This is a genomic window from Ruegeria sp. YTSA219, assembly GCF_059609985.1.
In genome coordinates this window covers 148,450-169,962 of record NZ_JBXWMT010000009.1, presented here as the reverse complement: position 1 = coordinate 169,962, position 21,513 = coordinate 148,450, and the positions used below count along the sequence as shown (strand labels likewise).

The 21,513-nt window shown below is 56.6% G+C and carries 20 protein-coding genes; 7 read left to right on the top strand and 13 right to left on the bottom strand.

Features of this window, described 5'->3' with window-relative positions:
• The first annotated feature begins 561 nt into the window (after positions 1-561).
• Positions 562-1,530, top strand: a complete 969-nt coding sequence (locus tag AC2FFB_RS14160) for an NAD(P)-dependent oxidoreductase (protein ID WP_496693964.1) — start codon at positions 562-564, stop codon at positions 1,528-1,530.
• A gap of 310 nt (positions 1,531-1,840) precedes the next feature.
• Here AC2FFB_RS14160 and AC2FFB_RS14155 read toward each other — a convergent pair whose 3' ends face one another.
• The 7 genes from AC2FFB_RS14155 to AC2FFB_RS14125 all read right to left on the bottom strand — a co-directional run bounded on the left by AC2FFB_RS14155 (position 1,841) and on the right by AC2FFB_RS14125 (position 10,263).
• Positions 1,841-3,577, bottom strand: a complete 1,737-nt coding sequence (locus AC2FFB_RS14155; protein WP_496713176.1) for a Mur ligase family protein — start codon at positions 3,575-3,577, stop codon at positions 1,841-1,843.
• 14 nt (positions 3,578-3,591) lie between these two features.
• On the bottom strand, positions 3,592-6,387 hold the full coding sequence (gene cphA / locus AC2FFB_RS14150) for a cyanophycin synthetase (protein WP_496875066.1): 2,796 nt from the start codon (positions 6,385-6,387) through the stop codon (positions 3,592-3,594).
• A 22-nt stretch (positions 6,388-6,409) separates the two neighbouring features.
• A complete protein-coding gene (locus AC2FFB_RS14145; RefSeq protein ID WP_142637921.1) occupies positions 6,410-7,297 on the bottom strand; it encodes a cyanophycinase in 888 nt (295 codons plus the stop codon).
• A 55-nt stretch (positions 7,298-7,352) separates the two neighbouring features.
• Positions 7,353-8,519 carry a beta-aspartyl-peptidase gene (iadA, locus tag AC2FFB_RS14140; protein WP_496875065.1) on the bottom strand — a complete coding sequence of 389 codons (1,167 nt, stop codon included), beginning with the start codon at positions 8,517-8,519 and terminating at the stop codon, positions 7,353-7,355.
• 286 nt (positions 8,520-8,805) lie between these two features.
• Entirely contained in the window at positions 8,806-9,120 is a 315-nt protein-coding gene (locus tag AC2FFB_RS14135) for a DUF1244 domain-containing protein (protein WP_142637917.1), read from the bottom strand.
• Positions 9,121-9,208: 88 nt separating this feature from the next.
• Positions 9,209-9,448, bottom strand: a complete 240-nt coding sequence (locus AC2FFB_RS14130) for a DUF6868 family protein (protein WP_142637915.1) — start codon at positions 9,446-9,448, stop codon at positions 9,209-9,211.
• A 77-nt stretch (positions 9,449-9,525) separates the two neighbouring features.
• Entirely contained in the window at positions 9,526-10,263 is a 738-nt protein-coding gene (locus AC2FFB_RS14125; protein WP_496875064.1) for an N-formylglutamate amidohydrolase, read from the bottom strand.
• Between the two features lie 133 nt (positions 10,264-10,396).
• Here AC2FFB_RS14125 and pyk point away from each other — a divergent pair, with 133 nt between their 5' ends.
• On the top strand, positions 10,397-11,842 hold the full coding sequence (pyk, locus tag AC2FFB_RS14120; RefSeq protein WP_142637911.1) for a pyruvate kinase: 1,446 nt from the start codon (positions 10,397-10,399) through the stop codon (positions 11,840-11,842).
• Here pyk and AC2FFB_RS14115 read toward each other — a convergent pair whose 3' ends face one another.
• Positions 11,843-12,316, bottom strand: coding sequence for an Lrp/AsnC family transcriptional regulator (locus AC2FFB_RS14115; RefSeq protein ID WP_271950091.1), 474 nt, complete (start codon positions 12,314-12,316; stop codon positions 11,843-11,845).
• A 188-nt stretch (positions 12,317-12,504) separates the two neighbouring features.
• Between AC2FFB_RS14115 and AC2FFB_RS14110 the strand changes: the two genes are divergently transcribed.
• From AC2FFB_RS14110 to rplT, 4 genes are all read left to right on the top strand, one after another.
• Positions 12,505-12,942, top strand: a complete 438-nt coding sequence (locus AC2FFB_RS14110; protein WP_142637907.1) for a universal stress protein — start codon at positions 12,505-12,507, stop codon at positions 12,940-12,942.
• Between the two features lie 13 nt (positions 12,943-12,955).
• The gene (locus AC2FFB_RS14105; protein ID WP_271950089.1) at positions 12,956-14,503 is read left to right on the top strand and encodes an alanine/glycine:cation symporter family protein; all 1,548 of its coding nucleotides are present in this window, start codon (positions 12,956-12,958) and stop codon (positions 14,501-14,503) included.
• A 180-nt stretch (positions 14,504-14,683) separates the two neighbouring features.
• A complete protein-coding gene (gene rpmI / locus AC2FFB_RS14100) occupies positions 14,684-14,884 on the top strand; it encodes a 50S ribosomal protein L35 (RefSeq protein WP_010443552.1) in 201 nt (66 codons plus the stop codon).
• Positions 14,885-14,898: 14 nt separating this feature from the next.
• The gene (rplT, locus tag AC2FFB_RS14095; protein WP_142637903.1) at positions 14,899-15,264 is read left to right on the top strand and encodes a 50S ribosomal protein L20; all 366 of its coding nucleotides are present in this window, start codon (positions 14,899-14,901) and stop codon (positions 15,262-15,264) included.
• Positions 15,265-15,402: 138 nt separating this feature from the next.
• Here the strand turns inward: rplT and AC2FFB_RS14090 are convergent, their stop codons facing one another.
• From AC2FFB_RS14090 to dgcN, 4 genes are all read right to left on the bottom strand, one after another.
• On the bottom strand, positions 15,403-16,149 hold the full coding sequence (locus AC2FFB_RS14090; protein WP_496875069.1) for a methyltransferase domain-containing protein: 747 nt from the start codon (positions 16,147-16,149) through the stop codon (positions 15,403-15,405).
• A gap of 503 nt (positions 16,150-16,652) precedes the next feature.
• Entirely contained in the window at positions 16,653-17,513 is an 861-nt protein-coding gene (locus AC2FFB_RS14085; protein WP_142637899.1) for a D-amino-acid transaminase, read from the bottom strand.
• A 10-nt stretch (positions 17,514-17,523) separates the two neighbouring features.
• Positions 17,524-18,489: an N-acetyl-D-Glu racemase DgcA gene (dgcA, locus tag AC2FFB_RS14080; RefSeq protein ID WP_496689979.1), complete on the bottom strand. Its 966-nt coding sequence runs from the start codon at positions 18,487-18,489 to the stop codon at positions 17,524-17,526.
• 70 nt (positions 18,490-18,559) lie between these two features.
• A complete protein-coding gene (gene dgcN / locus AC2FFB_RS14075; protein WP_496875063.1) occupies positions 18,560-19,561 on the bottom strand; it encodes an N-acetyltransferase DgcN in 1,002 nt (333 codons plus the stop codon).
• A gap of 295 nt (positions 19,562-19,856) precedes the next feature.
• Here dgcN and AC2FFB_RS14070 point away from each other — a divergent pair, with 295 nt between their 5' ends.
• Complete coding sequence (locus AC2FFB_RS14070) at positions 19,857-20,819, top strand: L-malyl-CoA/beta-methylmalyl-CoA lyase (RefSeq protein WP_496702238.1); 963 nt, start codon at positions 19,857-19,859, stop codon at positions 20,817-20,819.
• Positions 20,820-20,852: 33 nt separating this feature from the next.
• On the opposite strand, the gene AC2FFB_RS14065 is transcribed toward AC2FFB_RS14070, so the two are convergent.
• On the bottom strand, positions 20,853-21,431 hold the full coding sequence (locus AC2FFB_RS14065) for a PA14 domain-containing protein (RefSeq protein ID WP_142637891.1): 579 nt from the start codon (positions 21,429-21,431) through the stop codon (positions 20,853-20,855).
• Positions 21,432-21,513: the final 82 nt, after the last annotated feature.

Sequence of the window (21,513 nt, the reverse complement as noted above, 5' to 3'; positions counted from 1 at the left end):
AGAATAGATTGCTCATGTCATACCCCTGAAACTCACGGGTATGAATCACGCAGGCGGGATGACGGCAACCAAATTAACAGGTCCAGAACCTAAGCCGTGGCTAACTGTCCACGCAGCCAAGCTTTGAACAGGTCGACATCGATATGCGAAACGTTCAAATGCCGGGCCGCTGCTCGAAGCTGCATAACCAACTATGGGTATTGGGTTTGATCTAATCTAGCGACAAATAGTTTTTGTGGTAGATAGCCTGTTTTATCATTTTCACTTGCAGCTCAGGTCGCGATACAAGTTTTTCAATTGTCTCAAATCCGAACAGGAAATCTGGACTTGATCAAACCAGACGTCTCATCGACGAAAGTCAGGATTGCCACATTCGTGGCCAATCCGGCGCTTGGCTTCGACTTCGTGGCAAACGCGGCCGGTCCTGGCGTTATTGCAGGTTCCAACGTCGTTTATCAGACAAAGGGGTCGGTGGCACCTTGTTCTCGGGAATCGCTTATCGACCGCTCACCTAGCGGATCTGTTTGTTTGGATTTTTCGTACACTCGGAAGGAATAGAAGATGAAAGTAGGGTTCATTGGACTTGGTAATGTCGGCGGAAAGCTTTCAGGCAGCCTGTTGCGGAACGGAATCGACCTGACGGTTCTTGATCTAAACCGCGACCTGATGGCAGCGGCGGCGGACAAGGGTGCCAAGTTGGCGGAAAATGCCGCAGCATTGATGCGTGATTGCGATGTCGTCATCACCTGCCTACCCTCGCCTACCGCATCGGACGCTGTCATGCAGGAGATGCTGCCAGAGGTGAAAGAAGGCAAGATCTGGCTGGAGATGTCTACCACTGACCAAGCCGAAGCCGAACGCCTTGGCGGTATCGTCATCGCCGCCGGTGGTGCCGCAGTCGATTGCCCGGTATCTGGCGGTTGCCACCGCGCCGACACTGGTAATATCTCGATCTTTGCGGGCTGTGACCGCTCAACGTTCGAGCGAGTTCTGCCGTTGCTGAAGACAATGGGACGCCGTATCCTGCATACCGGTGAACTTGGCAGCGCCTCGATGCTCAAGGTACTTACCAATTATCTGGCCACCGTCCATCTGGTCGCCAATGCCGAAGCGTTGGTGACGGCAAAGGCTGCAGGTATGGACCTGAACACAGCCTACGAGGCGATCAAAATTTCGTCCGGTAACAGCTTTTCCCATGTTACCGAAAGCCAGGTAATCCTGAACGGTTCGCGCGATATCTCATTCACCATGGATCTGGTGAAAAAAGATGTGGGCCTGTTCCAGAGTATTGCCGAACGAAACAATGTGCCGCTGGAAGTCTCACCCTTGATTTGCCAGATTTTTGACGACGGCATTGCACGCTATGGCGATCGCGAGCTATCGCCCAACATTATCCGCCGGTTAGAGGACGCCACCGGTCTTTCCATCCTTGCCCCCGGCTTCCCTGCGGAAATGGCGGATGACGAACCAGAAGAGCCTGGATACGAGGTGATCCCGCAGGGTTCGTCGCGCGTCTCTGCCGGCAGCTAGAGCCCGTTTCAGCAGCCACGAGCAAGTTGAGGGCAGGTATCATACCTGCCCCGACGGCCAATGCTCAGAGGCTCAGAGGCTCAATGCCCTTTGAACGGCGTCGCACCAGCTTACTCGGCCTCGAATTGCGGGACGGTATGATGCAATGCGCAAAACAAAAAATCCGAGGATGAGGCGGATATACGATAGGGACGAAGGTCCGACAGGGCCGTATTGACACTGGGTGAGGGCGTCGGATGTGGACTGCCGACCGCCCAAAAACTCATTTCCTAACACGCCCTCTCTGTGATCCCGACACGCGCCTCTGTTCTTACCCGTCGAGCATAGCGAGAACAGCGTCACGATCGGACAGAACCAGCAACAAAGCGATATCATCCGGTTGTAGCTTTTCAAGTATCATTGATGCGGCTTGTGTGGGCGAAGCGGCTCTGAGTATTTGTTCTGCACCATACCCATGTTCCAACGCCGTCTTTTCGATCAGATCAGAAATTTCCCCCGAATCGCGGCCTCTTAGATATCCTTCCAGCTCGGTTGCGACGACCACGTTAGGTTGGAAATTCAGCGCTGTCGCGGTTACGTCCCGGATATCCTGATCCGATCTGTCCCCCGCATGGCTGAGCATGATGAAACGCCGTTTTGCTGGCAAGCTCGACAGCGCATCGCAAACGGCGGAAATCGAATGCGGGTTATGTGCAAAATCCACAAAGACCCGTGCCCCGTTGTATCGGAACTCGTTGCAACGGCCTGGATTATCCTTGGCGTCTGGTTTGAACCCGGCCAATCCATCCCGAGCCGCCTGAACGGGCAAGTCCAGCGCCAAAGCCAGGCACAAGGCCGCTAGCGCGTTCAGGATATTGTATTTCGCAGCGCCGCCCATGGTCAGGGGAACATCGGAAACTGCAATCACCACCTGTTCCGCCGCACCGTCGAAAAACACGATATCACCCTGCCGCACATAGGCGCAGCACCTGTCTGCATCGCGCGCCTGGCGGATCAGGTCGTTCTGCGCGTCCAGCGAAAACCACCAGATATTCGCCGAGGTACTCTCCGCCTCGGCACGGACAAAGTCATCATCGGCATTCAGAACCAGCACGCCCCCTTCGGCCAATGTTCGATGTACGGCGAATTTGGCCTGGGCCAGTTCCGGCACCGTGTTGACCCCGTATTGGCCCAGATGGTCGTTGGCCACATTGGTGACAGCCGCCGCCGTGGCGGCGCGGGTCGGCAGACCCCGGCGCAGGATGCCCCCACGGGCGACTTCAAGACAGGCAACCTCCAGCCTTTTATCGCGCAGCAACATCCGCCCGCCGCCGGGGCCCGAGTAATCGCCACGGTCCAGTATATCATCGCCCACGCGGACAAACTCGGTCGAGGTTAGCCCGGCGACCTTGCCCGAAGCGCGCGCGATAGCCTCAAGCAGCCGGGTCGTAGTGGTCTTGCCGTTGGTTCCAGTGATGAACGCGACCGGGATATCATGCAGCGCAGACCAGTCCACCTCACCCGGGGTGGGCAGCCCATCAACAGGCCAAGTCTGACTGCCTGTGCCATGCCCGATCGACACCTCATCATCATCGCAAAGGATATCCACGCCATGCGCCTCAGCCGCTGCGATCAAGGCGATCAGCGCAGGATTGGCTTCCATTTCCATGACGCCTTTGACATCCGCAACCATCTGATCGAAATCTCCGGGCTCGGATGCCAGCAGTTCTGCAGCACAGAAATGCCAGGCGGTTTGCGCTGCGAATATCCCGGAATAGAGCTGATCCATCGGTGTCGAGATCGCCAGATTGACGCCGCCCGTAAAGGTACGGTGGATCAGACCCTGTCCCTGCCAGCCCAATGCGTCCAGAACCCGGCGCGCATGCTTCTCCCACAAGTCGGTGATCTGCGTCGCGTCGATATCAGTGAAGAAAACATCCATCACCGCGCCCGGTCGGTTCCATAGCAGGCCCGGCCCGGTCAGACGCCGGGCGTCATCCACCTGAATATGGTCAACGGTCGCGCTTTCTATTGTCAGCGCGGTCTCAAGCTCTTCGATCCGGTCCATTCCGGTGCCTCCGCTCAATCCGCGTCTTCGCTGATTTCACGGGCCAGACGCACGCCACGCTCATCCCGGATCAGGTTCTGGTCGCCTTCGAACATATCTTCGAACGAGGTTTCGGCGGGGGCTGCCACAGGTGCGACCTCGGGTTCTTCGCCATCAGAATTGAAATAGATGATCTGTTTCCAGCAGCGCGTTGTGTCATCACCAAAGATCACCAACAGATCGCCCTGTCCGGCCTGTTCCAACGCGGCACTGACCGCTTCGACCTCGTCGGGGATGACCGTGATGGCTGCGGCATCCACTCCGTTGTCGATCAGGGCTTGACGCATCATCTGCGGCACCTCGTCATGCCCGCGTCCGCGACGGCGGTCATCTGCCTTGCAGATGAAATGATCAAAATGTCCGGCCAGGGCGGCGGCCCCATCGACAATATCTTCGTCGCGCCGGTCGCCAGGCATCGCTACCACGCACAGCCTGCGGCCCTTGATCTCTAACTGATCGGCCAGCGCCGCCATCGCTTTCAGCGCGGCGGGGTTATGGCCATAATCGAGGATCACCTTGAAGGGATGTTCGTCATAGACATTCATCCGTCCAGGTGCCTGAAAATAGCTGGTGTCGAAGGTGCGCAGCCCATGACGGATATTATCTAGGTCCACGCCGAAACTATAGGCCATCGCGGCGGCGAACATCGCATTCTGGACGTTGAAAATTGCCTTGCCTTCCAACGTCGCGGGGATCAGATGCGACCACAGAACCGGGATATGAAGCCCGTTGTCATAGATGGTCAGCATGTCACCATTCATGCCTTTTTCAAGCACGATAGCCTTGCCGCCGGCCTTGATATGTTCCTTGACCAGACTGTGCGCTGGATTGGTCGTGACATAGAAAATCTGATCCGCTTGAGCGTAGTCGGCCATTTTCAGACAGTTGATGTCATCGGCATTCAGCACTGCAGTATCCACAGCGCTTTCAACCACCACGCGCTTGACAACGGCCAGCTCCTCGACCGTGTTTATGCCGCCGAGACCCAGATGATCGGCCGAGACATTCAGACACGCCGCCACGTTCGACCGCTGATAGCCCAGACCGGACCGCACAAGCCCGCCGCGTGCGGTTTCCATCACCGCAAAATCGACCGCCGGATCACGCAGGACGATCTGTGCGGATTTCGGTCCCGTCATGTCGCCCTTGACGCTTAGTTTACCGTCCACATAGACGCCATCGGTCGAGGTCATGCCAACGGTCTTGCTGCTGGTTTTCATAATATGCCCCAGCATCCGCGAGGTCGTCGTCTTGCCGTTGGTGCCTGTGATCGCCGCAATCGGGATGCGGGTTTCTTCGGTGGCTGGGAACAACATGTCGATCACCCTGCCCGCCACGTCGCGGGGCTGACCTTCGGACGGCGCCACGTGCATCCGAAAGCCCGGGGCGGCGTTCACCTCGACGATAGCTCCGCCAATATCCTTGTAGGATTTGGTGATGTCGTCGATCAGAAAATCCACACCTCCCACATCCAATCCAACCGCCATTATGGCGCGTTCGGCCATGTCACGATTGTCAGGATGCACCACATCCGTCAGATCAATCGCTGTCCCCCCCGTCGAAAGATTTGCCGTTGAACGGAGATAGAATATCTCGCCTTCCGGCAGCACGGTTTCTTCGGTCACGCGCGCATTCTCCATCAAGCGTTTGGCCTGATTGTCGATTTCCAGCATTGTCAGCACTTTCTCGTGCCCGATGCCACGGCGTGGATCCTGGTTCACGATGTCAACCAGTTCGGCAATCGTGTGTGTGCCGTCTCCAACGACATGTCCGGGGACACGCTTGGCCACCGCAACCAGTTTGTTGTTCACAACCAACATTCGGTGGTCAAAACCGGTGATGAAGCTTTCCACCAGAATGGCCCTGCTGCGAGAATGTTCCTTGGCTTCGGCAAAACCGGCCTCGACCTCGGACTCCGAATTCAGATTGATCGAAACACCGCGTCCATGATTGGCGTCAAGCGGCTTGACGACGACAGGAAACCCGATACGCCCAGCTGCTTTTGCCGCCTCGCGTGCCGAATAGACCATGCGCTGCTGTGGTACCGGCAGGCCCAGATCGTTCAGCAGATTGTGGGTATCTTCCTTGTCGCAGGAAATCTCGACCGAGATATGTTTGGTCTCAGAAGTGATGGTAGCCTGGATGCGTTTCTGATACTTCCCGTGTCCGAACTGCACCAGCGAGCCAGAGTTCAGCCTGATCCACGGAATGTCCCGCTCTTGTGCCGCCTTGACCAACGAGCCGGTCGAGGGGCCAAATTCTTTGCGCTGCGCCCGCAGCACAAAGCTGCGTAACTCATCATCCCAGTTGAAATCCGGATCAAAATCGTAATCCACCTGGTCCTTGAGGGAGTGTGGCAACAGATGCATTAGCAGACGCATCGCCAGCTTGCCCGCATCCAGTCCGACATCGCGCTGGCGGTATTCATAGACCATGTTGTACTGGCCGGGTTCGCCAGTGCCGCGCGTTCGGCCAAAAGTCACATCCGTACCGGCTACGTTTTGAACCTCGATAGCGCAATGTTCCAGCACATGACCCAGCCATGTGCCCTCATCTTCGCGCAGGCGGCGGATGAACCCGCCGGGTTCGCGATAGGAACAGCCATGTTCTGCCAAACCGGGAAGTGCCGCGACCAGAGCGTCGATAAATTCCGAACCAATTTTTGCCGAAGGCCATTCTTCCAGAATACCCAGATCGATAACGTGGCGAATAACCGGAAAACTTGCCCAAACATTCGGGCCGACAAAGACGTTGGTCGAAATTATTTTCATGAGGCACCCTGTTGGTTAGTTTTTATTTTCCCCCGCCGGCGCCCTCGTCCCCGGACAGGTCCGGCAATGTACAGAACGCCATATGCTCATCCGGCGGAAACGCCTGCCGAGCCGTCAGATCATAACGGCACCCTTCGCCCAGAACGTCAAGCCGAAGTCCCAGAAGGCTCAACGCCTCTCCGCGGCGGGCATCCCACATCGATGAATGCGTCAGATGGCTGGCATCCACCACAGTGACCGTTCCACTGCCTACGACCTCAAGGACGTTATCGGGCCCAATGAAGGCCGCCGTGTCTTCGTCAACGCCCAACCCGATCAGGAAAGGGTTGAAAGATGAGGCGGTTAACAGGCGCCCCAGGCGGTTACGCTGCGTGAAATGCTGGTCAATGATGACTGCATTGGTCAAACCCATGCCCGGGGCCAGAGTGATATTGCCTTCGGCTGGGGCGGAATTGCTGCTGCCGCCTGCAACCATATGCTCGGACATGACCGACGCCCCGGCTGAGGTTCCCGCAATCGGTATCCCCGCCGCATTCCGGCGCCGGATTTTCTGAGCAACAAGCGTGCCACCCAGAATCGCCGACAAGCGCAGCTGGTTCCCGCCGGTCATGAATATCCCGGTGGCGCGGTCCAACATCTCGGCATAGTCGGGATTGTCGCAATCGGCGCGACGCGAGATGGGCAGGAACTCAACCTGACCCGCTCCAAGCTCAGAGAAAATGCGGTTATAATCCGGCCCTGTTTCTTCCAGCATCGAGGCTGTCGGGATCACGACAATATCGGCATCGCCGCCGCCGGACAGCTCTACGAATTTGCGGTGAATCTGCATTTCCTTGACGCGGTCTTCGCCACCGCCGATCGGGATGATGAACCCGCGCGGGGTCTCTGCATCAATGGGTGCAGGGCACATATCTTAACTACCTTCCGGAGCTATAGCGGGCAGCCACCGGGGACCGCGCGGACGTTCAAATCTGTTCATACAAGCCGCGCCGGGCTATCTGGCCATCGCGGACATGCCATTCCCCCCGGGCCATCACATGCCGCACAGCGGTGTTTTCGTCAAGAACCACCAGATCGGCGTCCATACCTACGTTCAAACGGCCTTTTCGGTGCAGCTTGAGCAGATCGGCGACATTTGACGTTAGCGGGGCCAGCGCATCTGACAGGGGCATTCCTTTGTCGGTCAGCTCGCGCAGCGTTTCTGGCAGAGTGTCGGACAACCCCACACCAAACCGTGTCAGATTGCCCTCACGGTCAAAGGCCGGCAGGCAGCCACCCCCATCAGAGCTGATGGTGAAACGGTCCGCACGACCACCCAGATCGCGAAATTGGATATAGGCCTCGGCGGCTGATATGCCCGGCTCGATATGCTCGCAAGGGAATGCGGTCGCGTCGATGTAACATCCGTGCCGCGCCAACGCGACAGCCTGTTCAAAGAGGGGTTTGTTGCGATTGACATGAGTTGGATTGAAGACGCGTGCGGGGATTTCGCAGGTCTCGATTGCCTGTTCCAACATCGAAAGGCCCCTGTCGCCGTCGCCCATATGGCAATGCACGATCCCTGCCTTGCCGGTCATCAGGCCCGCGACATGCGCCTCACTTGCGATCCGCAGAAACTCGTCCATTGTCGGTTGGCTTGACCGGTGATCACTGATCGCCAGTTCGCCGACGCCGATAACCGGATCAAGGAATACTATATCACCCCGGGCGGAACCGGTCAGGGTGGTCAGAGGGACGTGATAGCCACCAGTGTGACACCAAGCCGAAAGCCCCTCCTCCCGCAGCCCATAGGCCTGCTGCACCAACGTCTGCGTGTTGCGGGTCAGATCGTCCGTACCCAATACCCCGACAACCGAGGTGACCCCGGCACGGGTGAACGAGGACAGGACCATCGGCGGCACCCGGCTGGCTGGCCCGGTTTCACCGCCACCACCCGTGATATGCGCATGTCCGTCGATCAAACCCGGAACAACCGATGCACCTTCGACGTCAACGACTTCAGCCTGAAGCGGATCCGGCAGTTCGGGTTGAGTGCTACCGAGGTAAATAATGCGTTCACCCGCGGTGAGAATATGGCCTAAACCAACAGGCTCAGGCGTATAGAGCCGCGCATTCTTGATCAGTTTCAACACGTTTCATACCCGTCAGTAAGAGCAAAGACATCCTTTCTTGCACTGAAAGTCAGCAGAAGAACCATCCCTTAATTCGGAGAAAGCGTAAATGTCGGGCGCAGGCCTTAAAGGCAAAATCTTAGGAGCGCTGAGGTAAAGCTGGGCATTTGCGCAATTCGCCGCGCCAGTCGCTTTCGGATCGGAACAACCGTAAGAAGCGAATGTAGCGGACGCCGTGAAACCTTTGTTGACAGCCGCCTCACTGAGAAAAGGCCCGCCGAAATGGTGGGCCTTTCTATTTTCACGTTCAGCTCTTTTTGCCGACATTTTCTTCGAATGAGACTTCAAAAGCCGCCTGCTTTTCAGGACTGGCTTCGGTCTGATACTTGGCTTTCCATTCGCTCATGGTCATCCCGTAAAAGATCTGGCGGGCTTCGTCCTTGTCCATCTCAATGCCCTGTTCATTGGCCGCTTCCTGATACCAGCGCGACAGGCAGTTGCGGCAAAATCCGGCCAGGTTCATCATGTCGATGTTCTGAACATCGGTCCTGTCTTCCATCAGGTGCTGCTGCAACCTGCGGAATGCGGCGGCCTGAAGTTCGGTTTCAGTTTTCTGGTCCATGTTCTCGCTCCGGATGCTTGCCCAATATGTTCAAGATGACCTAACAACCAAAGCGGGCCGTTTCAATCATCAGCAACACCTCAGTGCGCTAGGCCAGTTTCAACGCCAGCCAGGGCACGATGGAAAAGATAAGCACCAGAATTTTGTAATTGGCCAGATACCTGAAATACGCACGTTTCACATCCGCGCGGTCCATTTGGAACATCCGACTATGGATGCCAGCCGCCCAATCCTGCATCAGCACGACCATCAGGGTCGAAAATAGTAACACAGCAAGGTTGATCACCGCCATCCAGCCGAAAACAGATGTCAAAAGCTCTTGCGTCATGATCGCCTCCTTTCGCCTGATATATGGGGTTTCGGGCGTGGTCGCTCAATGGTGCGCAGGCTCTCAGCCACCAAAAGTCACAATTCGCTTTGCGAAAGGGCGTCTTCCAGGACAATTCCCAGACGTTCGGCCCACGCGCGCTGCCCCGCGTGGTCGGCGATCAGGTCATTGCGCAGTTCGATTAACGCATTAGGGCGGCCAAAGGCAGTGCAATGCTTGTCGATCGCATCGCCCGGCAGAACGCCAGTATAGGGTTCATTGACGCCAACACATAGGTCCTTTTCAGCCTGCAACCGGTGGATCAGTGGGCGCGAAAAACGCTCATCCGGAGTGTGCAGCACACCGACATGCCAGGGACGCGGTTCGCGTCCACGCAACTGCCGGGTGAAGGAATGCATCGACACGATCACCGCATGGGGCAGTGCGGCCAGCTCAGCCAATGCCCTATGGTAAGGGCGGTAACACATGTTCAGACGCCGCTCGCGCTCATCCGCATCGGCGTTACGGTTGCCGGGAATGATTGACCCATCATACAGTTTCATCACAAGAGTCGGGTCGTCCTCGCCTCGGTTCGGATCGATCACAAGGCGCGAGAAATTCGCCGCGATCACAGGCACGTTCAGAATTTCACCCAGATGTTTCGATACTTCATAGGCGCCCACGTCATAGGCAATGTGGCGCTCCATATCCTCACGCGGCAAGCCAAGATCCCCACCATTGATTCCCGGTGGAACAGTATTGGTCGCGTGGTCACATGTGATCAGCCAGCGGGAAGGGCGATCCGCGCCATGGATAAAAAACGGAGAATACGTCATAAGCCTGTCATGTTGTTTCCGGCAGGTTTAGGACAGTTGCTTCGGAAAGGGAATTGCGCAATAAGCGGGCAGAGTCGATGTTTGCGGTAACATTCGCGCAAATTCAGGACATGATTTGAGGAGAACAAGGTCAATGCGACGCCTGAGAAATGTGAAAATCGTGGCGACGCTGGGGCCGGCGTCCAATGACTATGACACCATTCGCGCATTGCACGAAGCTGGAGCCGACGTATTTCGCCTGAACATGAGCCATGGCAGCCATGACGAAATCCGCGAGCGGCACCGGATCATCCGTCAGGTCGAAAAGGATCTGGACAGCCCTATCGCCATTCTTGCAGATCTGCAGGGGCCAAAGCTGCGTGTCGGCGTATTTGCCAATGATGCGGAAGAGCTGATCGAGGGCGCCGTGTTTCGGTTGGATCTGGATCCGGCCCCGGGCGACGCAGGCCGCGTATGCCTGCCCCATCCCGAGATTTTTGCTGCGCTGGAACCCGGTGCGCGCCTCTTGGTCAATGATGGCAAAATTCGCCTGATCGTACAGGATTGCGGCCAGGATCATGCGAATTGTACCGTCGAGGTTGGCGGGACAATTTCGAACCGAAAGGGCGTGAACGTGCCGGATGTCGTGCTGCCCTTGGCCGCGTTGTCCGCCAAGGATCGTGGTGATCTGGAATTCGTCTGCCAGCTGGGTGTGGATTGGTTGGCGCTGAGTTTCGTTCAGCGGGCCAAGGATGTTTTTGAGGCTCGGGCACTGGCCGATGGGCGCGCCTCGATCCTGTCCAAGATTGAAAAGCCTGCTGCGGTTGAAGCGTTTGACGACATCCTCGATGCCTCTGACGGCATTATGGTTGCGCGCGGAGATCTGGGCGTGGAGCTGCCGGTTTCCGCGGTGCCTCCGATCCAGAAACGTCTGGTCCGCCGGTGCCGTAGCGCCGCCAAGCCGGTGATTGTGGCCACACAGATGCTGGAAAGCATGATCGAAAGCCCGATGCCCACGCGCGCCGAGGTTTCAGATGTGGCAACCGCAATCTACGAAGGCACGGATGCCATTATGCTGAGTGCGGAATCTGCCGCTGGCTCATATCCGATCGAGGCCGTGCAGACCATGAACAAGGTCGCCATCGAGGTCGAAGCCGACCCCACTTATGATCAGATTATCGCAGCATCGCGCACGGCGAAAGGGACTACCGTGGCCGACGGCATCGTCGCCGCCGCTCGTGAAATTGCCGAGAAAACGGATATCAAGGCCATCTGTTGTTTCACTCAAAGCGGCACAACTGCGCTGTTGACCGCGCGCGAACGCCCCGGAGTTCCGATCATTGCAATGACCCCGGCAAAGGGAACGGCCCGTCGGTTATGCCTGAGCTGGGGCTGCCATTGCGTAATGACGCCCGAGCTTGAGCGTTTCAAAGGGGCGGTCGTGAGCGCCGCCCGTGCTGCTCGTTCTGGTGGATTTGCAACTGACACGGATCAGATCGTTGTCACCGCTGGTGTTCCGTTCAACGTGCCCGGCACGACCAATATCCTGCGGATCGCGCCTTGCGACGAAAGGCTGATCTATAACACGGATCCTGGCTGATCAGGCGGGTATGACATTCTGCCCGACCGGTTCCTTGACGATTTCCATCACGGTAAAGGAACTGGTCTGGTGAATGCCCGGAAGCTTATTGATCTTTTCCCCCAGGGTCTGGCGGAAATGGGCGATGTCGCGTGTGCGAACGGTTAACAGATAATCAAACGACCCCGCCACCATCAGGCAGCTTTCGATTTCGGTGACATCGCGCACGGCATCGTTGAATTTATCCAATGAGTTCTCAGACGTTGCAGCCAGGGAAACCTGCACAACCGTCATATGCCCGAGACCCAACCGCTCCTTGTCCAGAACGGCGCTGTATCCGGTGATATAGCCGGTTCTTTCCAGTCGTTTTACACGCTCTGAGCACGGGGTGTTGGTCAGGTTTACCCGCATGGCAAGCTCGACGATTGGCAGGCGGCCATTGGCTTCCAATTCCTGCAGGATGCGTTGATCGATCTTGTCCAATTCTCTGTCCATTAGGTAAATTCCCTGTAATTTTGGCGCATAATGGGATAATTTACTGAGAATAGACCAAAAATAATACCATTTCCTAGTGATTTTTCCTGATACTGACTTGAGGGCAGTCTACAATAAATGCTCCAAGTTCCGGCTGCCCTGCCGGGGGCACGGGCCCCGGTCAAATGAACAATAAATGGAGGAACGAGATGACAACAAAAATTGTCATAGGACTGGACGGGACAGAATCCGGAGAACGTGCCATCGCCTTCGCCAAAGATTTGGCTGAAAGAATTGGTTCATGCGAGCTTCTGGTTGCATATGTCATTGAATGGTCGCCCTACACTTTTCAGACACCTGAAGAAAACGCAAAGCGGCACATGCGGCGTGAGGAGGAGATTGAACTAGCAACGACACGGGTGGTGGCACCCGCCGTCGACGCCCTGAAGGCCGCGGGTTTCGCCGCGACCGGAGTGGTGCGCCACGGAGATGTGGCTGAAACGCTGAATGCCATCACGGTAGACAGCAAGGCCGTACAGATTGTCGTTGGACGCTCGTCCGCGGATGGCCTCAAAAAGCGTATCTTCGGCAGCTCAACGCAAAACCTTGTAATGCATGCCGATGTACCGGTCACGGTCGTGAATTGAGGGAGGCACAGGAATGAAAACACTATCTCAACTGGGATTGGCAGCCGCCACCCTGATGGCCAGCCCCGTCGCCGCGCAAGAGGCGCCCGGGTTGGACGAAAAGATCAATCAGGCTTTTGCTGATATCACTGGGCCATTCGTTAGCTTCATATTCGCACCAATTCCCGGGACAGGATTTCCCTGGATCGTGATGTGGTTGGTTATCGCGGCGTCGGTCTTTACTCTGTACTTTGCTTTTGTGCAGATGCGCTTTTTCGGCCACGCGATAAGTCTGGTCAAAGGCGACTATTCCGATCCCAACGATGCTGGTGAGGTTAGCCACTTTCAGGCATTGGCCACTGCCCTGTCGGGCACGGTCGGGCTTGGCAATATCGCAGGCGTTGCCGTTGCTGTTGGCATTGGTGGCCCCGGGGCGACCTTCTGGATGATCCTGGCTGGTCTTCTGGGCATGGCGTCAAAATTCACCGAATGTACACTTGGCGTAAAGTATCGCAACGAATACGAAGACGGCAGCGTCTCGGGCGGCCCGATGTACTATATGTCCAAGGGTTTTGACGAGCTTGGCCTGCCCGGAGGTAAGATCCTGGCGGTTGTGTTCTCGATCTTCTGTATTCTTGGAGCGCTGGGCGGGGGCAACATGTTTCAGGCCAATCAGGCGCATCAGCAGATTGCAGGCATCGTCGGGAATTACCCGGGTTGGATCACCGGTGTGGTCTTTGCGGTTGTCGTGTTCATGGTGATCGTCGGTGGACTTAAATCCATCGCGCGAGTGACTGAAAAAGTTGTGCCCTTTATGGGCGTGATGTATGTCGCGGCGGCTCTGGTCATCATCGTCATGAATGCGGATATGATCGGTTGGGCCTTTGGTCAGATCTTTGCCGGTGCGTTTACCGGTCTTGGTGTGGCCGGCGGAATGGTCGGTGCTCTAATCCAGGGCTTCAAACGGGCCGCGTTCTCGAACGAGGCCGGCGTTGGGTCTGCTGCGATTGCCCACTCGGCGGTGCGCACAAAGGAGCCGATCACAGAAGGCTTTGTTTCGCTGCTTGAGCCGTTCATCGATACGGTCGTGATCTGTACCATGACCGCGCTGGTGATCATCATCACACAGCAGCTGATCATCGACCCCGAGACCGGCAACTATATGTTGAACGAAGCAGGAAGCGCTATTGCGACCGTTGACGGCAACTCGGGCGTCAGCCTGACCTCTGCCGCCTTTGGCAGCGCGTTCAGCTGGTTCCCCTATGTTCTGGCGATTGCGGTGATCCTGTTTGCTTTCTCGACTATGATCAGCTGGTCCTACTATGGCCTGAAGGCCTGGACCTATCTGTTCGGTGAGGGGCACACCAAAGAGCTGGTGTTCAAGATCATCTTCTGCGTCTTCGTGGTGATCGGTGCTGCGGCCAACCTCGGCCCGGTTATCGACTTCTCGGATGCGGCGATCTTTGCGATGGCGGTTGTGAACGTCTTTGCGCTCTACTTCCTGATGAAGATCGTTCGTCAGGAACTGGCATCGTATAGTGAAAGACTGAAAAGCGGTGAGATCCGCAAATACGGTCACTAAATAGACCACCGGGGCGGCCTGCGTCGCCCCGGTGCCTGACTGGGCTGCTAAAATTGCAGATTCAGCCAAAACCCCCTTGCCAGTATGGTCGAACTTGCGTAAACGGCGCTTCTGATCGCGTGACCGGCCGAGATGGCATGCCGAGTCGCGTTTCGAACCGAACCCCGAAAGGAGACGGAAATGCCTAAGATGAAGACAAAGTCGAGCGCCAAAAAGCGCTTTAAGGTGACTGCGACCGGTAAGGTCCTTGCTGGCCAGGCCGGCAAACGTCACGGCATGATCAAGCGGACCAAGAAATTCATCCGCGATGCTCGTGGCAACACCACCCTGTCCGCCCCCGACGCCAAAATCGTCAAGGGCTATATGCCCTACGATCGATAAGAGGAGATTAAGACATGTCCCGCGTTAAAGGTGGAACCGTAACTCACGCCCGTCACAAGAAGGTTATCAAGGCCGCCAAAGGTTACTATGGCCGCCGCAAAAGCACCTTCAAGGTTGCCCGTCAGGCCGTAGACAAGGCCAACCAATATGCAACCCGCGACCGTAAGAACCGCAAGCGTAACTTCCGCGCGCTGTGGATCCAGCGGATCAACGCTGCTGTGCGTTCGCATGACGAAGCCCTGACATATTCCCGCTTCATCAACGGCCTGAACCTGGCCGGTATTGAAGTGGACCGTAAAGTTCTGGCCGATCTGGCCGTGCACGAACCGGAAGCGTTCGGCGCGATCGTCGCCCAGGCTCAGGCTGCTCTGACCGCCTGATCCTCTGTAAAGAGACAGTGAATAAAGGGCCGTTCCGTTTGGGGCGGCCTTTTTTGTTACTGGTAACTGGCAGGGTCCACTTTGAACCAAGAAGGCCGGATGCTGTGCAATGTCTGTCTGCCCGATTACTGAGAACGGTCAAACGATCTTGGGTTTATTTGCGATTTGGCTCACATAGGACATAAAACCAAAAAACATCTTGGCAGATAGTCTGCGTTTCGCTTCTGATTTCAAAGCCTCTGCAGTTTCGGAAAATAACAGACCCTCTTCCACCATGCGGTCCGCTCCGCGTTCAATTACGGTGAGAAAATAGGTCGCTTCCCCTTCTGCCACATATCCATGACCTTTCCGGGCCCCAAGTTGAAATCCGGCATCGACCAGGATGCCTGAAATCTGACGCATTATCCAAAGATTAGTGACATTTTGATTGATCATGAATTTGATGAGTTGATCGAGCGGATCAAAGTCCGCGATCTGCGCAGTTGCGGTACTGTAGTCGCCATCGCAAATTGCCAGCACACCTCCGGGCTTCAAAAGGCGGAAGGCCTCTTGAACAACGTCTTCAGGTCCAGGGACGTGGCACAACAACGTGTGCATTAACACAAGGTCAAAGGTCTCGCTTTCAAAACCTGTGTTTTTGGCATCCCCGATATCGAAGCTAAGTCGATCATCATCCCCAAAGCTCTTCTGGGCCCGTGTGACCATGACGGGCGAGGGTTCAATTCCATGGGCCGTTGCGGCTCCTGCAAGCTCCAACAAATCTCGGGTAACGTGTCCTGTTCCTGAACCAAGCTCCAGCGCCCGTGCACCTTTGGGGAGCCTCAGGTTTTCCATGTAGGCTTTGCGAATTGCAATCTGCGCAGGCTCTAAACAGCGCACTTCCATTGCTGTTGCGATCCGCTCTTGAAGGGCGGTGTCTTGCGCGCCGAGGTCAGAGTATGGATCGGCCATAAGTTAACTCATTTGAAATGGACCACAGGAGGACATGATAGACCAACATTTTCATCGGCACCAATAGCGGCCATTGAGGTCCATTGGTCGTGTGACGGGGCATCTCCGGCCCTCTGTCCCCTAGCTACACCAGCAACACGTAGGGGCTTCGCCGTCATCATGTGTGAAGTTGGCTCCTGAAAACCGCAACTCAGCGCGTAATATGCCGCCTGGTTTCGGCCATACCAATACCCTTTGTCAGGCTGAGTATGCCTATTCTCAAAGCGGCCTGTCAGGATGCAGGATCACCAACTATCGTGTTCAGTTCGCGCTCAGAGATTTTGGTGCCGCACCTTCTTTGCGCCGTTCATCCCGACCAAGACCTGCACGCGGCACCAAATGTTGTCAAATTCGTTGCGACCACCCCATGCCACACAAACGCCCAGCATGGGATTTCTTTAGAGTGCTGCCTTGCGGCTTTCGTCCAGATAAATCTCACGCAGACGTTTGGCTATGGGTCCCGGCGTGCCGTCGCCCAGCGCTGTGCCGTCAATTTCAACCACAGGCATGACAAAAGCACTGGCAGAGGTGGTGAACGCCTCATCGGCCTCCTTGGCCTCGTCGATAGTGAACAGGCGTTCTTCGACAACCATCTGCGCTTCGGCTGCCATTCGCAGAACGGCCTTGCGGGTGATGCCGTGCAGGATGTCGCTCGACAACGGCCGGGTGACAATCTTGTTGCCTTTGACAAAATACGCGTTGTTGCTGGTGCCCTCGGTCACATAGCCGCCTTCCACCATCCAGGCATCATCACAGCCCGCAGCCTTGGCCATCATCTTGCCCAGCGAGGGATAGAGCAGTTGTGTCGTCTTGATGTCGCGCCGGCCCCAACGGATATCCTCGATCGAGATGACCTTGGCACCTTTCCGGGCAGCAGGGCTGTCTGCCAGACCCGGCTTGTTTTGGGTGAACAAAACCAGTGTGGGTTTGGTATCAGCCGCAGGAAATGCAAAATCTCGGTCGCCGTCGCTGCCGCGCGTGACCTGGAGATAGACCAGCCCCTCTTCAATGCCGTTCAACTCAACCAGCTTGCGGTGGATCTCCAGCAGCTCGTCCTTCGCGCAGGGTTCAGCCATCTGTAATTCGTCCAGCGAGCGCTTGAGGCGGACCGCGTGGCCTTCGAAGTCGATCAGCTTGCCGTCCAGAACGCTGGTCACCTCATACACGGCATCGGCCATCAGGAAGCCACGATCAAAGATCGACACTGTGGCTTCGGTTTCGGGCAGGTAGTCGCCATTCACATAAACGGTGCGGGTCATGTCAATCTCCTTAGCCCCAGAGCGCCGCCAATGGCGGGTACACTCCGGCATCATCAAAAGTCAGCGGGTTGTCGCGGTCTTCGGCCAACAGAAGTGGTCCGTCAAGGTCCGTTACCATCGCACCCTGCGCCAGCAATGTCGCAGGGGCCATCGCCAAAGAGCTGCCGACCATACAGCCGACCATGATGTCATAGCCTTCAGCAATCGCCGCTTTGCGCAGCTCCAGCGCTTCGGTCAGACCTCCGGTCTTGTCGAGCTTGATGTTGATCACATCATATTTGCCCTTCAGTTTGGGCAGGCTGGCACGATCATGGCAGGATTCGTCGGCGCATACGGGAACCGGGCGCTCCATCCCGATCAGCGCGTCATCGTCACCGGCGGGCAGAGGTTGCTCGACCAAGGCCACACCCAGGCGCACAAGATGTGGCGCAAGATCGGTGTAAACGGCGGCGGACCAACCTTCATTTGCGTCCACGATGATTGTCGCATCCGGTGCGCCTGCGCGAACGGCTTCAAGTCGGGGCATGTCATCCGGCGTGCCCAGTTTGATCTTTAAAAGCGGGCGATGTGCATTCGCAGCCGCCTGCGCCTGCATCGCCTCGGCGGTGTCCAATGACAATGTATAGGCCGTGATTTCGGGGCCCGGCTGAGGCAGCCCAGCCAGATTCCAGACGCGTTTACCGGCACGCTTGGCCTCAAGATCCCACAGCGCACAATCTACGGCATTCCGTGCAGCGCCCGCAGGCAATAGGTCCATCAGTTGCACTCGGTCGAAACTGTCGGGCAATCCGGCAATTTCAGCCTCGACCGAATCCAGTGTTTCACCATAACGCGCATAGGGCACACATTCGCCCCAGCCCTGATACTGGCCGTCAGAAATGCGTACAGTCAGAACCTTGGCCTCGGTCCGTGACCCACGTGAAATTGTAAAGACCTGAGCCAGCCTGAATACATCGCGAGAGACGTCAATTTGCATAACATACCTTTTCCTGGCTGAGCCGCCCGGATTTTCCAATTTAGATCCGGGCCGGCGGGACCAGACCGCTTTATACTGCTGCCAGCGCGTCGACCAGCTTGCCTGCACCAAAACGGAACGGGTCCGTCGCGGGCAGCCCCATGTCGGCTTCGACCTGTGCCAGATAGGCGGATGCGTCTGCTTCGCTCATATGCTGCGTGTTGACCGAAACACCGATGACCTGACACTCAGGATTGGCAACCTTGGCCAGCGCCAGCGCCGTGTCCCGCAGAGCCTGCAAAGATGGCAAACTATAGGTCGGCAGACCGCGCATATGCTCGCGGGTGGGTTCATGGGACAGGATCAACGCGTCCGGTTGACCGCCATGGATCAACGCCATTGTCACACCGGAATATGACACATGAAACAGTGACCCTTGCCCTTCGATCAAATCCCAGTGGTCGTCATCATTGTCGGGTGTCAGCCATTCGACCGATCCCGCCATGAAATCTGCGATCACCGCGTCCAGCGGTACACCGTCACCGGTGATCAGAATGCCAGTCTGGCCAGTAGCTCGGAAGGTCGACTTCATGCCACGCTTGCGCATCTCGGCATCCATAGCCATCGCGGTGTACATCTTGCCAACCGAACAATCGGTGCCCACGGCAAGACAGCGCTTACCTTTACGTTTGATGCCGTTGGCGATTGGGTAGTCGACCGACGGAACCCGCACATCATGCAGCTTGCGGCCTGTTGCTTCGGCGACTGCGACTAGATCGGGTTCATCATACAAAAGGTTGTGCAGGCCCGAGGCCAGGTCGAAACCTTCCTCCAATGCCATGACCAGCACCTTTTTCCATTCCTGACTGATCACACCGCCACGATTGGCCACGCCAATGACCAAAGTCTTGGCCCCGGCCTCTTTGGCCTTAGCCAGGGACATGTCGGTCAGGCCCAGATCGGCTTTACAGCCCTCCATCCGGTATTGACCCACGGCGTTTTCCGGACGCCAGTCCTTGATTCCAACGGCAACCTTGGCCGCCAGCTGGTCGGGCGCATCGCCCAAAAACAACAAATACGGTGTCTCGATCATTGCGGTGCACTCCTTTGATTCTGGCGCAGGCTATGGGACGGGCAAGGCGAGTGTTTCTCGATTTCGCCCAGCATCGCTGGATCCCGCAGGAAAATTTCGCGCAAATATCGCAGCTTGCGCAAAATTCTTTCAAGTTTTTAAAGCGATTAAACTTTAATCACCAGAGACACGGCGCATTGCGGCGAATGCTGCGACTGCATTGCCGCAGATGCACAAACATGCTTGCGGAGACCTGCGCAATTTAATACCTCATAAGACAACAAAATCGCAATTTCCTTTCCTGCACGAGGTCCAGATGAGCTTTCGCATTCAACCCGCCGCCCCCGCGCGCCCCAACCGTTGTCAGTTGTTTGGCCCCGGGTCGAACACCAAGCTGTTCCCCAAGATGGCGGCCTCTGCGGCGGATGTGATCAATCTTGATCTTGAGGATTCGGTTGCACCATCTGACAAGGACACAGCGCGTGCCAATGTCATCGAGGCGCTGAACACCCTCGATTGGAGCACTAAATACATGTCCGTACGAATCAACGGGCTGGATACGCCTTACTGGTACCGCGACGTCGTGGATGTGATGGAGCAGGCCGGAGATCGACTGGACCAGATCATGATCCCCAAGGTCGGTTGTGCGGCGGATGTCTATGCGGTGGACGCGTTGGTCACCGCCATCGAACGCGCAAAAGGCCGTACTAAACCGATCAGCTTTGAGGTCATCATCGAATCCGCAGCTGGCCTCGCCCATGTCGAAGAAATCGCTGCCTCGTCCCCCCGGATGCAAGCCATGAGCCTTGGGGCCGCCGACTTTGCGGCCTCGATGGGCATGCAGACAACTGGCATCGGCGGCACGCAGGAAAATTATTACATGCTGCGCGAAGGTGAAAAACACTGGTCCGACCCGTGGCACTGGGCGCAGGCCGCCATCGTTGCCGCCTGCCGCACCCATGGCGTGCTGCCGGTGGATGGACCGTTCGGCGATTTCAGCGATGACGAAGGCTATATCGCGCAGGCCAAACGTTCTGCCACTTTGGGCATGGTCGGCAAATGGGCAATCCACCCCAAACAGATCGCGCTGGCCAACCAGGTCTTCACCCCCTCGGACGAGGCGGTGTCAGAGGCCCGCGAAATCTTGGCCGCCATGGAGCAAGCCAAGGCCAATGGCGAAGGTGCGACGGTCTACAAAGGGCGTCTGGTCGATATCGCCTCGATCAAACAGGCCGAGGTGATCGTGGCCCAGGCCGAATTGATCGCTGCCAATAGCTAAAAGTAGAAAGGCGCCTCACCGGGCGCCTTTTTCTTACCGTCCGAAGACATCATTGGGTGTCCAGGTGAACCTTTCGCCCTTTTTACCAGATTTCATCATCAGACAGGATGTTCCGAGCTTCTGGAAATAGATGATCTTGAGCGCGTACCACCCGGCTTTGGGCACATCGACTTCGGTCCGCTGATTGGCCTCGCAGCCCTGAATGCCCGAGACTTGTCCAATGTTCTGGCCTCCGACGAATGCCTCTATCCCGTCATTTGACCACGTTTCCAACTCGTAGATTCCAGCAGAGTCGAACCGCATGTACCCCGTAATCTCGGCGGCGACATTGTAAGCGCCGTCAAACGTCATGACGTCCTGACCCTTACTGGTGTCCCTGTAATCCAAGCCCCGCAACGGTTGTCCGGGCTGCGCTTTAGACAGCATGCTTTTTGCATGGCTCAGATCTCGGATCTTCTTGTGTTGATTGCCAGTGCCAAAGTAATTCACATTCAATCCCGCCTTGGGGCTGGGCTGTGGGTTGGCAGGTTGCAGTTTTAACGGAGCTGCAAAAGATGCACCCGCAATCATCACCAAAGTTGCGACCAGTGCTCCGGTCCGAACAAGTTTCATCGTCTTCTCCCTGAATACGACCGGTTGGGGTTGTCCCCATTTTTGGTCAAATCTTTGGCAAGACAGTAAAACGTGAATCCAA

Coding starts and splice junctions, on each gene's coding strand:
- AC2FFB_RS14160 (WP_496693964.1), top strand. CDS start 562: ATGAAAGTAGGGTTCATTGGACTTGGTAATGTCGGCGGAAAGCTTTCA.
- AC2FFB_RS14155 (WP_496713176.1), bottom strand. CDS start 3,577: ATGGACCGGATCGAAGAGCTTGAGACCGCGCTGACAATAGAAAGCGCG.
- cphA (WP_496875066.1), bottom strand. CDS start 6,387: ATGAAAATAATTTCGACCAACGTCTTTGTCGGCCCGAATGTTTGGGCA.
- AC2FFB_RS14145 (WP_142637921.1), bottom strand. CDS start 7,297: ATGTGCCCTGCACCCATTGATGCAGAGACCCCGCGCGGGTTCATCATC.
- AC2FFB_RS14135 (WP_142637917.1), bottom strand. CDS start 9,120: ATGGACCAGAAAACTGAAACCGAACTTCAGGCCGCCGCATTCCGCAGG.
- AC2FFB_RS14130 (WP_142637915.1), bottom strand. CDS start 9,448: ATGACGCAAGAGCTTTTGACATCTGTTTTCGGCTGGATGGCGGTGATC.
- AC2FFB_RS14125 (WP_496875064.1), bottom strand. CDS start 10,263: ATGACGTATTCTCCGTTTTTTATCCATGGCGCGGATCGCCCTTCCCGC.
- pyk (WP_142637911.1), top strand. CDS start 10,397: ATGCGACGCCTGAGAAATGTGAAAATCGTGGCGACGCTGGGGCCGGCG.
- AC2FFB_RS14115 (WP_271950091.1), bottom strand. CDS start 12,316: ATGGACAGAGAATTGGACAAGATCGATCAACGCATCCTGCAGGAATTG.
- AC2FFB_RS14110 (WP_142637907.1), top strand. CDS start 12,505: ATGACAACAAAAATTGTCATAGGACTGGACGGGACAGAATCCGGAGAA.
- AC2FFB_RS14105 (WP_271950089.1), top strand. CDS start 12,956: ATGAAAACACTATCTCAACTGGGATTGGCAGCCGCCACCCTGATGGCC.
- rpmI (WP_010443552.1), top strand. CDS start 14,684: ATGCCTAAGATGAAGACAAAGTCGAGCGCCAAAAAGCGCTTTAAGGTG.
- rplT (WP_142637903.1), top strand. CDS start 14,899: ATGTCCCGCGTTAAAGGTGGAACCGTAACTCACGCCCGTCACAAGAAG.
- AC2FFB_RS14090 (WP_496875069.1), bottom strand. CDS start 16,149: ATGGAAGTGCGCTGTTTAGAGCCTGCGCAGATTGCAATTCGCAAAGCC.
- AC2FFB_RS14085 (WP_142637899.1), bottom strand. CDS start 17,513: ATGACCCGCACCGTTTATGTGAATGGCGACTACCTGCCCGAAACCGAA.
- dgcA (WP_496689979.1), bottom strand. CDS start 18,489: ATGCAAATTGACGTCTCTCGCGATGTATTCAGGCTGGCTCAGGTCTTT.
- dgcN (WP_496875063.1), bottom strand. CDS start 19,561: ATGATCGAGACACCGTATTTGTTGTTTTTGGGCGATGCGCCCGACCAG.
- AC2FFB_RS14070 (WP_496702238.1), top strand. CDS start 19,857: ATGAGCTTTCGCATTCAACCCGCCGCCCCCGCGCGCCCCAACCGTTGT.
- AC2FFB_RS14065 (WP_142637891.1), bottom strand. CDS start 21,431: ATGAAACTTGTTCGGACCGGAGCACTGGTCGCAACTTTGGTGATGATT.